Source organism: Nitrososphaerota archaeon, assembly GCA_029785825.1.
In the GTDB taxonomy this organism is placed as follows: Archaea; Thermoproteota; Nitrososphaeria; order Nitrososphaerales; family Gagatemarchaeaceae; genus UBA183.
The window spans coordinates 1,225,312-1,238,352 of record JAFLYY010000001.1; the positions used below are offsets into that span (position 1 = coordinate 1,225,312).

At 62.5% G+C, this 13,041-nt stretch carries 15 protein-coding genes and 1 tRNA gene; 5 read left to right on the forward strand and 11 right to left on the reverse strand.

Annotated elements, in window-relative coordinates; genetic code table 11:
• Positions 1-22: 22 nt before the first annotated feature.
• Genes trxA through JRN21_06405 form a run of 3 tightly spaced genes read right to left on the reverse strand, consistent with a single transcriptional unit; the run spans position 23 to position 2,528 of the window.
• Positions 23-358 (reverse strand): thioredoxin, encoded by a 336-nt coding sequence (gene trxA, locus JRN21_06395; GenBank protein ID MDG6988939.1) that lies wholly within the window; start codon positions 356-358, stop codon positions 23-25.
• A complete protein-coding gene (gene thiI / locus JRN21_06400) occupies positions 351-1,607 on the reverse strand; it encodes a tRNA 4-thiouridine(8) synthase ThiI (protein ID MDG6988940.1) in 1,257 nt (418 codons plus the stop codon). The genes trxA and thiI overlap by 8 nt, the downstream gene beginning before the upstream one ends.
• Positions 1,608-1,661: 54 nt before the next feature.
• Positions 1,662-2,528 (reverse strand): heme o synthase, encoded by an 867-nt coding sequence (locus JRN21_06405; GenBank protein MDG6988941.1) that lies wholly within the window; start codon positions 2,526-2,528, stop codon positions 1,662-1,664.
• Between the two features lie 89 nt (positions 2,529-2,617).
• Here JRN21_06405 and JRN21_06410 point away from each other — a divergent pair.
• Positions 2,618-2,774: transfer RNA gene (locus JRN21_06410), tRNA-Tyr, on the forward strand.
• Between the two features lie 308 nt (positions 2,775-3,082).
• Here the strand turns inward: JRN21_06410 and JRN21_06415 are convergent.
• On the reverse strand, positions 3,083-3,979 hold the full coding sequence (locus tag JRN21_06415) for a Rieske 2Fe-2S domain-containing protein (GenBank protein ID MDG6988942.1): 897 nt from the start codon (positions 3,977-3,979) through the stop codon (positions 3,083-3,085).
• 480 nt (positions 3,980-4,459) lie between these two features.
• On the opposite strand from JRN21_06415, the gene JRN21_06420 reads away from it, so the two are divergent.
• The 3 genes from JRN21_06420 (at position 4,460) to JRN21_06430 (ending at position 5,846) form a co-directional block, all read left to right on the forward strand.
• Entirely contained in the window at positions 4,460-4,651 is a 192-nt protein-coding gene (locus JRN21_06420) for a hypothetical protein (GenBank protein ID MDG6988943.1), read from the forward strand.
• A gap of 53 nt (positions 4,652-4,704) precedes the next feature.
• Positions 4,705-5,199, forward strand: coding sequence for a hypothetical protein (locus JRN21_06425; protein MDG6988944.1), 495 nt, complete (start codon positions 4,705-4,707; stop codon positions 5,197-5,199).
• 62 nt (positions 5,200-5,261) lie between these two features.
• A complete protein-coding gene (locus JRN21_06430; protein MDG6988945.1) occupies positions 5,262-5,846 on the forward strand; it encodes a ribosomal protein L13e in 585 nt (194 codons plus the stop codon).
• Here JRN21_06430 and JRN21_06435 read toward each other — a convergent pair.
• Positions 5,843-6,763 (reverse strand): 8-oxoguanine DNA glycosylase, encoded by a 921-nt coding sequence (locus JRN21_06435; protein MDG6988946.1) that lies wholly within the window; start codon positions 6,761-6,763, stop codon positions 5,843-5,845. The genes JRN21_06430 and JRN21_06435 overlap by 4 nt on opposite strands.
• 80 nt (positions 6,764-6,843) lie before the next feature.
• Here JRN21_06435 and JRN21_06440 point away from each other — a divergent pair, with 80 nt between their 5' ends.
• A complete protein-coding gene (locus JRN21_06440; protein MDG6988947.1) occupies positions 6,844-8,151 on the forward strand; it encodes an aspartate aminotransferase family protein in 1,308 nt (435 codons plus the stop codon).
• A gap of 30 nt (positions 8,152-8,181) precedes the next feature.
• On the opposite strand, the gene JRN21_06445 is transcribed toward JRN21_06440, so the two are convergent.
• The 6 genes from JRN21_06445 to JRN21_06470 are packed head-to-tail and all read right to left on the reverse strand — an operon-like array spanning position 8,182 to position 13,014.
• A complete protein-coding gene (locus JRN21_06445; protein MDG6988948.1) occupies positions 8,182-8,796 on the reverse strand; it encodes a superoxide dismutase in 615 nt (204 codons plus the stop codon).
• A 31-nt stretch (positions 8,797-8,827) separates the two neighbouring features.
• Positions 8,828-9,493, reverse strand: a complete 666-nt coding sequence (gene fsa, locus JRN21_06450; GenBank protein ID MDG6988949.1) for a fructose-6-phosphate aldolase — start codon at positions 9,491-9,493, stop codon at positions 8,828-8,830.
• A 33-nt stretch (positions 9,494-9,526) separates the two neighbouring features.
• Positions 9,527-10,462 carry a transketolase family protein gene (locus tag JRN21_06455; GenBank protein ID MDG6988950.1) on the reverse strand — a complete coding sequence of 312 codons (936 nt, stop codon included), beginning with the start codon at positions 10,460-10,462 and terminating at the stop codon, positions 9,527-9,529.
• Between the two features lie 2 nt (positions 10,463-10,464).
• The gene (locus JRN21_06460) at positions 10,465-11,151 is read right to left on the reverse strand and encodes a ribulose-phosphate 3-epimerase (protein ID MDG6988951.1); all 687 of its coding nucleotides are present in this window, start codon (positions 11,149-11,151) and stop codon (positions 10,465-10,467) included.
• Positions 11,152-11,155: 4 nt separating this feature from the next.
• Entirely contained in the window at positions 11,156-11,977 is an 822-nt protein-coding gene (locus JRN21_06465) for a transketolase (protein ID MDG6988952.1), read from the reverse strand.
• Positions 11,974-13,014, reverse strand: a complete 1,041-nt coding sequence (locus tag JRN21_06470) for a hypothetical protein (protein ID MDG6988953.1) — start codon at positions 13,012-13,014, stop codon at positions 11,974-11,976. The genes JRN21_06465 and JRN21_06470 overlap by 4 nt, the downstream gene beginning before the upstream one ends.
• Positions 13,015-13,041 lie beyond the last annotated feature (27 nt).

The window sequence follows — 13,041 nt, forward strand, 5'->3', positions numbered from 1 at the left end:
CTGCATCGCGGAATTTATGGCCCTACGGGTGCCCGACCAGGGAGTCTACCTTCGTCTTCAGGACGGCCGAAGGAACGGCTCCGACGACTATGTCTTCGACCTTGCCCTTTGAGAAGAACATCACAGTCGGGATGCTCATGATGCCGAACTGCGTCGCCAGCTCCTGGTTGGAGTCCGTGTCCACCTTGACGAACTTCACCTTCCCCTCGTATTCCTTGGAGAGCTGGTGGATGACAGGCTCCATCATCTTGCAGGGCCCGCACCAGTCGGCATAGAAGTCTACGACCACGGGGCGTGGTGACTTCACCACTTCCTCCTGGAAACTGCTCCCCTGCACGACAGTCACTGAATCAGTCATGTGCTTCGCCTCCCCTTCCCTGTTCATAAATCTGCCTTGGGCCGGACCGGGGTCCGGCTCCCTGGAGGGCGCTCGGGAGCTGGGAGACCTTGGCGACGTCCCCCACAGGGTTGTAGGTATAGAGGGTGGCGTTCTCGACCGTCCTCCAGACGAGGTCCTGAAGGCGGAGTCGTTTTACGTACTCGTCAATCAGCTCCCCTTTCACCCGGGTCCGCGGATGGCGTGTGACGATTGCACAGCAGTCCTTGTACTCCTCCAGCGAAGGCTCATAGGTGGAAATCCGCCGCGCCAGGGCGATGACCTCCTCCTTGTCGTAGGAGAGCAGCGGCCTCAGGATGGGAAGGCCAGAGCCTCTGTCGAAGGCGGCGAGGTTCCACAGCGTCTGAGAGGCAGCCTGAGACAGCGAGTCGCCCGTCGAGAGGGCGACGGCACCGAACCGGGGAGCGAGCGCCTCTGCGGTCATCCTCATGAACCTCCTGAAGAGGGAAGGCTCGAGTTCCACAGGGGCTCCGGCGGCGGCGATCTGGTACTCCGCGAATGGCACCAGGACCATGGTGCTCTTTCCGCAGTAGCTGGAGAGGATCCTGACCAGCCTGGTCACCTTGCTCTCTACCGCTGACGAGGGGGTCGGAGCCAGGTAGAAGTGGAGGTACACCGGCACACACCCCCTCTTCATAAGGAGCCAGGCGGCAACTGGGGAGTCGATCCCCCCGGAGAAGAGATGAAGGACCCGACCCGCGGTCCCTACGGGCAGGCCCCCGGGCCCCCTGGTCTTGTTCGAGTAGACGAGGGCCCTCGTCTTGGTGACGTCGACCCTGATGGACACGTCAGGCGCTGACAGGTCGACCTTCAGTCCGGTCTCGCTCTCGACGGCCGCCCCGAGCTTGACCGCGAGATCGTGCGATGAAAGCCCGAACCCCTTGTCGGAGCGCCTCGGCTCGACCTTGAAAGTATTCCCAGGGGCCTTTTTCGCTGCGTCGAGGACCGCCGCCAGGATGCGGGCATACTCGGGTTCGACCGCGGTGACGTTGGAGTACCAGGCGACGCCGAAAGTCCTGCCGAGACGCTCAGAAACCTCGCCTTCTGCCCCTTCGGCTGTGACCAAGAACCGCCCTTCCCTCAGCTCGACCACTGGCTCCAGGCCGTTCAGCGCCCGGATGAGGTTCCTCCTCAGGGCGCGGACGAACTCGGGCCTGTTCCGCCCCTTCAGAGCCACCTCGGAGTAGTGGACAACGTACATCTGTTTCATGGCGGCCGGACGGCCGCTCCCCACCCTCGGATAAAGCAGTTGAGGGGAGCCGCGTCAGTGGAGGACGGCCGCGACCATGGCCACGAGGAAGATCACTGCGAGGTAGGGGCTCGAGAACTTGAAAGCCAGCCAAGCGTTGTCCTTCGTAGGGGACCGGAACAGCTTGATGTTGGTCGCCAGCAGGAACAGGTCGAAAACGAGCGCAACCGCCAGGTAAACGTAGAACCCCGGTCCGAGGAAATAGAAGATGTAGAGGAGGCTCACCGGGATCAGGAGGAGCGTGTTCACCACGATGTACCTCGACGCCACCACCGGTCCCACGACCGAGGGGAGCATCGGGATGTTTATCGCCGAGTAGTCCTCTTCAGTGATCACCGCAAGGGACCAGAAGTGGCTGGGGGTCCAGACAAAGACGAGGGCCCCGAGGAGCCACCCTACGACCGCGCTCTCCGAGGTCACGGCGTACCACCCTGCTAGGGCCGCGCAGCTCCCGGCGAACCCGCCGAGGACGATGTTCCAGCTCGTCCTAGGCTTGAGGAACAGCGTGTAGACCGGGACGTAGACGAACGCACCGAGGACGATGAAGAAAGTGGCCAGGTGGTCGATGGTGAAGAGGGCGACCAGCACCCCTGCCGCAAGGAGGCCCGCGCCAAGGACCAGCGCGTGCGAAGACGGGACTATCTTCCCTGACGGCAGAGGCCGCCCCATCGTCCGCTTCATCTTCGCGTCCATCCCCATCTCCAGGTAGCTGTTCAAGGCGAGCGCCCCGCTGGACGCCAGGGCCCCTCCCACGAGCACGCCGACGAGTACCTGGGCAGAGGGGATCCCCCTCGCAGCAACTACCGAAGAGCCGAGAGCCGCCATGAGGAGCAGCGGGGTTATCTTCGGTTTGGTAAGTGCGAGATAGTCTGACAGGCTCACGAGGCTCAGAACGACGCCCCCTCGGCGTGTATTTTGAGTTACCTGCTGGCTGAAACCCTTAAGAAATCTGCAGCAGGTCGGCCGCCCGTCCCGCAGTAGCTCAGCCTGGTAGACCCGAAAGGGGCAGAAAGCTTCCGGCTGTAGAGGTCGGCCATCGGCTGACCCGTTCAGCCTACTCAGGCCACAGTCACCGGAGTGTCGTCGGCTCAAATGGGCCGCAAGGCCCTGAGGTTCCGACCTGCGGGACAGCCACTCAGCCTTTCTCATAGTCCCGAACCGCCTTCGAACCGTCGTACGACGATGAGCCACGGAACAGTGATGTCTTCTGCAAGGCGGACGGGATCCCTAGTTTCTACGTTTTCAGTTTCAAAAAACGACGGTCTCGCTGGACCGTACGTCCTTGGGCTCCCCTGCAAGCCGTAGGGCGCAGATGCTCTAGGCGTGCGCTTAAGCCCACGATTAAGGCGGACATCCAGGGAAGGCCCTAGCGGCACTCACGCGTCCTTCGGACGACCCCTGCAGGGCCGGTCGAATCGACTTCGGGGACCCCCGGGCTAGACGCCGCACGGTCCCGGGTCGCTTACCCCCGTGGGGAAAAGGTTCCCCGATGGGTCCACCCGGTACTGTATCTGTGGGAGGTCGATGGTAGCAGGTCCTCTGACGACCTTCCCCGAGGTGTCGAACACCGAGCCGTGGCAGTAGCAGACGAAGGCGCCGGCCGACTGGTCGAAGGAGAGCTGGCAGCAGGTGTGGGTGCAGAGCATGCTGAGCGCCGTGACGGAGCCGTCGGAGTTCTTTATCAAAACGTCAGGGTACCCGGTGGGATACTCGAAATAGGCCGGGATCCCTACGACTAGGTCGTTGACGTTCGCCACCGACCCTTGCGCCTTCCCCGAGCTCGTAGTCTGAGAAGGCGCGGGAACAGGGATCTTTATCGACCCGAGTAGGACCCCGACCCCCACCACCCCCGCGACTGAGACCAGGGCCTTGATGAAGCCGCGCCTGGTGTAATCGAGGGCCCTCCCACTCCTCGTCCTCCTCTTCGCCAAGTAGCGCGCGTGCGGACGCCCCAGGATGCCGGCCGCGATTATCCCCCCTTGAAGCGCCAGGAGGATGTCGAAGGCGCCCAGCCCGAACAGGTAGCGGGCAAAGTACGGTATCGTCATGTGATACTGGGGGGCGGTGAAGACGTCCCCGCCCTGCAGGACGAACCCGAGCACGCCGGCGGCTATCGAGGGAAGATAGACTGATTTCGAGGAACCAAGGCTGTAGATTCCGAGGACCAGGTCGATGATGACTATCATAATCAGGCCCACGGCGTGGGAGACGGCGAGCAGCCAGAGCGATTTGTCCGTCGCCAGCAGGTAGGTCCCAGCCGCCGACGAGAGAAGGAGCATGGCCCCCGTGACCATCTGCAGCCTGCGGAGCCCTCTCTTCGCCGTCTGCTTCACAGAGGCGGGTCCTCCAGAAGAGACGGCCCGTGCGCAGCCGGCACAGTCCCTCTTGCACTTCCCCTTCGGACCTGCCCCGACCTCTCTTCCTTCACGGCTGGGAAAAGACTGCAACAGGCTCAGGAGCCAGGGCGCCGCCTTTTGTAGTGATGCCTTGCGGTGCAACCGTCGGACCTCGACGGGGAGCGGGCCGTTCCCTCCTTCTCGTGACGGTAGAAAGAGCACCGGGCGCTCCCCACGGCTGGCCCGAGGTCACGGCACCTCAGCCTCAGGTGGACACCGGTATGGCACTCGGTGCGTCTGAGGGTCGTCTGCCGGTCAGGACTGAGACCCGCCTAGGTGTCCCCTTCTCTTCCAGTCCGCGCAGACACCTCAGCAGTTGCCTTCCTGCCTGGAAGCGATGTCGCCCCGTTGTCAACCCGCTGAAACCGGTTGCTGCCAAACACATATTGAGGCGTCCAGCCGGGCCTCCCAGACTTCATGAAGATTTGGATCCCGGTAGCCGTGGGAGGGCTGATCGTGGTCGCCTATGCCCTGTTCTTCGCCATGAGCGCGGCCGAGTCACGGGGGGCGACTTCTTTCGGGATAATCAACTCGGTTGGCCTGGTAGGGGTGTTCGTCGCCCTGATAGCCGCCGGTTTCATCTTTCGGCGGGCAACGCCCCAGAGATGACGGGCGCCCCTAGAAACGCTTAAGAAATGTGAGAGGGTTGCTGGGGGAGAGACTTGGACAAGGAGTTTCTCGCCATCTCGGCCGTGTTCATGCTCCTGGGGATAACCGGGGTGCTTCTCTTCAGCAGCATCATCCCACCGTACTACTCTATCCTCCCGGTTATGACGCCTAGCTTGGACGGCTGTTACTGCCTGATCTCGAGCCCTGAGCCGACGGCGGCCCAGAGCACTTCCAGCATCATCCTAGCCCTCGGGGTCATGTTCCTGCCGATGGGACTGATGAAGGGAGGGCTCCCGTCCTTCAGGAGAGGGCCGACCACCGCCGCCCCGGCCGTCAGTCTCCCAGGTGGGAGGGTCGCGAGCCCCATAACGATAGGGAGCGGGAACTACTTCGCCTTCGGTCTGGTGGTGCTGCTCATAGGGGTGGACGCGCTTCTTGTCCCCGGATATCTGCTATTCGACAACTTCTACTATGTGCTGGCAGGGGCGCTCTTGTCTGCGGCCGGGATAGTCTCGGTCCTTTATGGGCTACGTAAGCCGAAACAGTAGGCTCCGACTGTCCAACTTCAGGGAACCGTTTTAACCCTCGTCGGAATGGGCTGGTCGGAACCTTGAGTTCGACAGCGACCAAGAAGCCCAAAGGCGGCAAGAAGATGGGCGTCGTGAATGAGACGGAGGCAGGCATCAAGAAAGCAGAGACCGCAGTGAAGAAAGATGTGAAGAAGCTGGCGAAGGAGGCAGAAGGGAGGAGACCGAAGAAGACAGGGCATCCAGGGCCCGCAGGACGTCCGCCTGTGGCGCTGGTGTCGTCGAGGCACGGCGGCGAGATGGTTTCGAGGGAGGGGAGAGGGTTCTCATTTGGCGAGATTTCCGGAGCGGGGCTCGCCCCGGCCGTCGCGTCCAAGTGGGGTTTGAGGGTGGACACGAGAAGGAGGAGCGTCATCGACGGGAACGTGGCCTCTATCAGAGGGTGGGCCGCCCATCCGAGCATCGCCGGGCGCGCGAAGGGGGAGGCAGAGGGCGTGGAAGGAGGAATGGAGAAGGCAGGGAAGGAGGTCGAGAAGGAAGCGGAGAAGGTCGCCGTAGTGGCAGAAAAAGCCGTGAAGAAAGCAGGGAAGGAGATCAAGAAGACCGAAAAGACGGTCAAGGAAAGGGCGGAGAAGAAGCCCCGACCGAAGAAGAAGGACGCCGCCTAGGCAGGCTCCTGCTCCCTGACGGCCATGTACAGGTACTGTTGCGCATACCCAGCGTATTCACCGAACCGCCTTCTGACAGACTCGGACAGCTTCGAGTAATCCCCGGTCGAGATCTTCGCCTTCCCGTCCCGCTTCAGGCGTGCGAGCAGGGGAGGCGGAAGGAGGTTAGGATATGAGCGGGCGAGCGCCCTCGCGATCCAGACGTCGATAGGAAACGCCTCGTCCTTGTCGCACGAATACAAGAGCACGCAGTCAGCGACCTTGGGGCCCACACCCAGGAGGACCTTCTCCCCGAACAGCTCCTGCAGGAGCAGGGCTCGAGCACCCTCGTACGGGAGGGCGGCGACCGCGTCAAAGTTGACCCTCCCACCCTCCACCGACGCTGCGACCTTCTTGAGGAAGGGCGCCCTGTATCCGAGCCCGCATTTGGCGAGGTCCGAGCCAGAGGCCTCGGCCAGGGCCCTCGAGGTGGGAAATGACATGTAGCTTGCACCGGCATGGTCGAAGGGACGTCCGTACCTGTCGCAGATCGAGGCGACCATCTTCTTTATCCTAGGGATGTTGGCGTTGGTGGCCAAGACGAACGAGGCGAGGCACTCCCACCTGTCCTGCCTGACGAGCCTGAGACCATAGAACCTTTCTGCCGCCCTAGTCATCGCGTCGTCCTTGGCTATGGCTGCGATGATGTGGTTGAGGTCGTCGCCGAGCCTGAAGTAGCGGGCCACGAACGAGGGGTCGATCTGGTCCGAACTGGATTCGCACCTGAGCACATCCACCTCCTGCTTGACCTTGAGCACCCCACCGGCGACCACGCCATACCACCACTCTTCTCTCCTGCTCCACCTGAACACCTGCCCGCTCTCCAAGGTGTGTTCCAGGCTGAAGGGAGAATCCAGGGGGACGGTGAAGGCGGGCATCCGACGTCAGGAACCCGCGTGGGGCGTTAAATGGCTGTTGCGGGGGGCCCTTGAAATAAGCGCCGCCCTGGGGCGGGCCGTTGCCGAGAGACTACGAATCGAGGACGCGTGGGTCGAAGCGGCTCTTCGAGCGGGGATCGAAGGTCTTCGCTGGAGGAATCAACCACAACGCGAGGTACTACGAACCGTACCCCATAGCCGTATCCAGGGCCAGGGGGAAACACATCTGGGACGAGGACGGGAACAGGTACACCGACTACTGGATGGGGCACATGGCCCTGATACTGGGGCATTCGCCTCCGGCCGTAGTAGATGCTCTCCGGAGGCAGATCGCCAACGGCACCCACTATGGGATGGGGAGCAAGACATCCGTGGAGCTCGCCGAGGAGGTGCACAAGGCCGTTCCCTGCGCCGAGATGATGCGGTTCTGCAACACCGGCGCGGAGGCGACGATGTACCTTGTGAGGCTCGCCAGGGGGTACACAGGTAAGAGGGTGGTCATCAAGATGGCCGGGGGATGGCACGGATACAACACCGAGCTGAACAAGGGGGTCCACCGGCCGTTCGACAGGAGCGAAAGCGCCGGGATACTAGAGGAAGAGCAGGCGTATGTGAAGAGCGTCGCGTTCAACGACCTCCCCGCCGCCGAGGAGGCGGTCAAGAAAGCAGAGGAGGACGTGGCGGTGATCTTCCTTGAGCCCGTCCTCGGCGCTGGCGGCTGCATCCCGGCCGACAGGGAATACCTGAAGGGGCTGAGGGAGCTGGCGGACAGGACAGGGGCGCTCCTGGCCTTCGACGAGATAATCACCGGGTTCAGGGTCTCCCTCGGAGGGGCACAGGAGTACTACGGGGTCACCCCGGACCTGGCTTCCTTCGGGAAAATCGCTGGGGGAGGGCTCCCCCTGGGCTTCGTCGCCGGACGGAAGGAGGTGGTGTCCCTGGCGGACCCTACCCGGAAGGAGAAGTTCGTTTCAATAGGAGGCGGGACGTTCTCGGAGAACCCTCTCTCGATGGCCGCCGGACTGGCGACGTTGCGGTATCTCAGGAGTCATGAGAAGAGCGTCTATCCGGCCCTGGACAGGATAGGGAAGGAGGCGAGGACGAGCGTCGACAAGGAATTCGCCGACGCTGGGGTCGAGGCCCATACGACAGGGCTGGGCTCGCTCTTCCTCACCCACTTCGGCGGGGTGCCCAGAGACGCAGAAGGGGCCGCCGGGAGGGAAAAGAAGACGAAACTGGGATACGCTCTGTATCTGATGTCCAAGGGGATCTTCATCCTCCCCGGTCATCCGGGCGGTATCTCGACGGACCACACGCCGGAGGACATCAAGAGACTGGCCTCCTGCAGCGGGAAGTTCGCCGAAACGATGGCGAACCAACAGAGATAGTCACTGAAAAAATCGGAGGCTTGAGGAAAGCTACCGGACTGCCTTCCCCAATCTCGCGTCGGCTTCTGACCAGTTTACCACGTTCCACCATGCGTCGACGTACTTCGCCTTGTCGTTGAGGTAGTCCAGGTACCAGGAGTGCTCCCAGAGATCGCTCGCTATGATGACGGCCGACTGCGCGATGTGGTTCAGGTTGTGCTTCTCCACCTGCGAGATGATCAGCTGCTCGCTGACTGGCTCGTAAATGAGCATCGCCCAGCCGCTTCCTTCCACGGTCTTCGATGCGTCCGAGAACTGCGCCTTGAACTTGTCGAACCCTCCGAAATCTTTGGTTATCTGGTCTGCAAGCTTTCCTCCGGGCGCGCCCCCTCCCTTGCCTGCGGGGGCCATGTTGAGCCAGAAGAGAGAGTGCAGGATGTGTCCGTCTGCGTTGAAGCCGTAGTCACGGAGGACCGCCTTGATGTCGATCTGGGCTTCACCCTTTCTGGCTTTGTCCAGCTTCTCCATGGCGGCGTTTGCCCCGTTGACGTATCCCTGGTGGTGCTTGTCGTGGTGCAGGGTCATGATCTGCTTCGAGATGTGCGGCTCGAGTGCCTCGTATGAATAGGGCAGTGGTGGCAGTGTGTAGGTCTTCATGGGTATCAGCGAATTCTCATCATGTAAAAACTTGTTGCTGCTAAACCGTGGCCGAGGCTCTCGTCTTCTTCGCCCTCTCCCAGTCGTCCAGGAACCTCTTGAGCCCCGCGTCAGTGAGAGGGTGGTGCATCATCTTCTCCATCACCTCTGGGGGCATGGTAGCGATATCGGCCCCCACTTTGGCCGCCTCAAGGACGTGCTGGGGATGCCTTATGCTCCCCACAAGGACCTCCGCCTTCAGCCGGTAGTTGCCCCGTATCTTCACGAGGTCTTCGACCAGCTCCATCCCTCTCTGCCCTATGTCGTCCAGCCTCCCGATGAAGGGGCTGACGAATGAAGCCCCGGCTTTCGCAGCGAGGAGCCCCTGGTTCGCCGAGAAGACGAGCGTCACGTTGACCCTGGTCCCCATGGCGCTCAGCGACTTCGTCGCCCTGAGCCCCTCGGGGATCATCGGGACCTTCACCACAACGTTAGGAGCTATGGCCGAGAGTCGCTTCCCTTCGGCGACCATGCCGTCGGAGTCGGTGGCCACCACCTCCGCGCTCACGTCCCCTCTCACCTCCCTGCAGATGGCTCCGACGATCTCCTCGAACTCCCCGGGCTCCTTGGCGACCAGCGTCGGGTTCGTGGTGACGCCGTCGACCACCCCCATCTGGTTGAGCTTCTTAATCTCTGCAAGGTTCGCTGTGTCGAGGAAGAGCTTCAATGTGGGTCCGAGCCTCCTTTTGATAGATAAAGCCTACTCCGGCCTGAGGCCCAGTGCCGCCTGCTCTATGTTCGCGGCCGTGAGCCCGTACTTCTTCAGCAGCTCCCCGGCCTCGCCGCTCTCTCCGAACGTATCCATGACGCCTACGCGCTTCATGGGGGTAGGATGTTGCTCTCCTAGGACCTCTGCTACCGCCGAGCCCATCCCGCCCATTATGTTGTGCTCTTCGGCCGTCACAACCCTGCCGCAGCTCCGGGCGACCTTCGTAAGCGCCTCGGAGTCGATGGGCTTCACAGTGTGGAGGTCGACCACCGCCGCGGACACCCCCTTGGCCTTCAGCGACTCCGCAGCTTTCAACGCCTCCGGGACCATGATCCCGCAGGCCACGAGGGCGACGTCGCTCCCTTCCCTGATGACGTTCGCCTTGCCGAAGCTGTATTCGAAACCGGCCTCATAGACTATGGGGGTGGACGCCCTTGGCAGCCGGACGTAGAACGGGCCAGGGATGCTGGATATCGCCTTGACCATCACTTTGGTGGAGACGGCGTCGCCTGGGACGATCACCTTCATCCTCGGTATCGCCCTCATTATCGCGATGTCTTCGACCTGTTGGTGCGATGCGCCGTCGGGGCCGACGGATATGCCTCCGTGCGAGCAGACCAGCTTGACGTTCAGGTTCGGATAGGCGATGTTGTTCCTGATTTGGTCGACCGACTTGCCTGGGACGAAGATGGCGTAGGTCCCCGCGTAGGCGACCTTGCCGGCCAGCGCGAGCCCGGCTGCTATGGAGACAAGGTTCTGCTCGGCGATCCCCACGTTGAAGAAGCGTTGTGGGAACTTCGTGGCGAAGACCCCCGACTTCAGCGAACCTGTTGTGTCCGCACCCACGACCACCACGTCTCTGTTTTCGGCGCCGAGCTCCAGAAGCGCGTCGCCGTAGGCGTCCCTCATGGCTGCGGCCTTGGACAGCATCAGCGGCCCCTCCTCGCTTCCTCGGCCTTGCTCCTCAGGACCGATATCGCACTTATTGGATCGTCCTTACCATATACCCCGGCCCCCGCGACGAGGACGTTCCCGCCCCTCCTGACGACCTCCCGGACGTTCTCGGGCTCCACCCCTCCGTCTATCTCGATGTCAGTACCGAACCCGCCGTCGCTTATCATCTCCCTCGCTCTCTGGATCTTTGGCATCACCGACATGTCCATGGTCTGACCGCTGAACCCGGGGGTGACTGTCATCACGACCAGGGCGGAGATCTTGTCGAGCCGGTCCAGGGCCCACCCTGGGACCTCGGTCTTCGGCTTCACTGCGAGCCCCACCTCCTTCCCCTTCGCCTTCACGGTGCGGTAGAGCTCGTCAAAACCGGGACCGTCCAAAACCTCGGCATGGAATGTAAGGAGGTCGGACCCGGCGTCGAGGAACTTGCCCACGTACGCTGCAGGGTTGTCGACCATCAGGTGCGTGTCGAACTTCAGGTCTGTGCGCCCGCGGAGCGCCTTCACGGTCCCGGGACCGAAGGTGATGTTGGGAGCGAAGTGGCCGTCTATGACGTCCAGGTGAATCTGGTCGGCCCCACCCTTCACAGATATCTCCACCGCCCTCTCGAGGTCGCCCAGGTCCCAGGCGAGAATCGACGGTGCGATCTTGATGCCGTCCAACCCATCACCCTAGCTCGCTTAGCACGTCCCCGAGCGTGTCCTTGGTCGGGGGGGTCCCGTGGTACCGAGGAGACCACTCCATGAAGGAGATCCCCTTCCCCTTGACCGTGTGCGCGACTATGACCGTCGGCCTGTTCCTGGTGCTCATGGCCAGGTCGAAGCCGTCCATTATCTGAGGCAAATCGTAGCCGTCCACCTCTATGACGTTCCAGTTGAAGGCCCTCCACTTCGCGGCCAGGGGCTCGAGGGGCATGACCTGCTCTGTCAGCCCGTCCTGCTGGATGCCGTTCCTGTCGATGATCGCCGTCAGGTTGTCCAGCCGGAACTTCGAGGCAGACATTGCTGCCTCCCAGACCTGCCCCTCCTGTTGCTCGCCGTCCCCCATCAGCACGTAAGTGCGGAACGACTTGCCGTCCAGCTTGGCGGCGAGGGAAGTCCCGACGCCGAGAGAGAGTCCGATTCCCTCCGACCCCGCGGGCGCCTCGATCCCGGGGATCCCCATCGAGGGGTGTCCCTGAAGGCGAGACCCCAACTTCCTGAGCGTCATGAGCTCCTCGACCGGGAAGTACCCTGCCTGGGCGAGAATCGAATAGAGGAGAGGCGCCGCATGGCCCTTGCTCAGGAAGAACCTGTCCCTGTCCGGCCACTTCGGGTTCTTGGGATCGAAGCGCATGACCCTGAAGTACAGGGTGACAAGGAGCTCCACCGCCGACAAGGACCCCCCGGGGTGCCCGGAGCCCGCCTCTGCGAGCGCCTCCAGGATGAGCTTCCTGGTGTTCTTCGCGATCTCCTTCAACCGGGCTACCTCCTGGGCAGTCTCCACTATCTTCTCACCGGCGCCTGGATTATGTGCCTGACGAAGTCCTCCGCCCCCCGGGCCTTCGACTCCAAGTCATGGAGAGAGAGCGAAGCGATCCTGGGGAGCTCGCTCCTGGCCTGCCCTGCTACGTTGCTGAGGACGGCCGCCTGGTATGGGTTCCCTCCCGACGCCACCGCCAGGCCGAAGACTCCGGTCATGGCGTCCCTCACCCCCACCTTGCTGAAGAGGTTCTTCTTTCCTTCTACCGGAGGGAAGAAGGTGACGTTGTCCTTGTCGAAAAGCGCCACCCCCTGCTCGCCGCGGGTGATGAGTATGGCCCTCGACTCAAGCCTGCTGAGCAGGTTCACCCCCATGTTCCTGAGGCTGGTCTCGTTCACCATCGCCATCCCGGTGGCGTGCTCCGCCTCTTCGAGGTTGGACTTCACGTAGGTGACGCCAGAGAAGTCCAAGTAGTGCCGCATCTTGGGCTGGCCTACCACTATCTTCCCAAGGCCTTGGGCCACGGAGACGATCCCTCCGATCAGGTGGCTGGTGATGGCCCCTCTGTCGTAGTCAGAGAAGATCACACAGTCGGCGTCTTTGACCTGGGGCTCTGCCTTGGCGAGAAGCTCCTTCGAAGTGGCCAGTGGGGCGTCGCGCCTGTCCTCCTTGTCCACTCTGAGCGCATGGAAGTTGTTGACCAGATACCACGTCCTGAGAGAAGTGGGGCGGCTCGCCTCGGTCACAACGCCGTCGAAAGAGAGGCCGTATTTTGTGAACTCCGACTTCAGCCAGGTCCCATACTCGTCCGGCCCTATGAGGCCGACCAAACTCACGGACGCCCCAAGGGAAGCGAGCTCCCTCGCCAGGTTCGCAGCCCCTCCCGGCAGGAGAGTCTGGCCGACGAAGTCCCCCGCCGGGACCGGAGCCTCTCGGGCGAGCTTCCTAGCTGCTATCTCCACGAACCGGCTCACAAGCAGGTCGCCCACCACCAGCACCTTGCGCCCCTGGAACTGGCGAAGGACCGCGGTCAGCTTCTCCCCGTCGACCGAGTCCAACGGCAACCTTTTCGTGCTCGCTGAGCGCGCCGC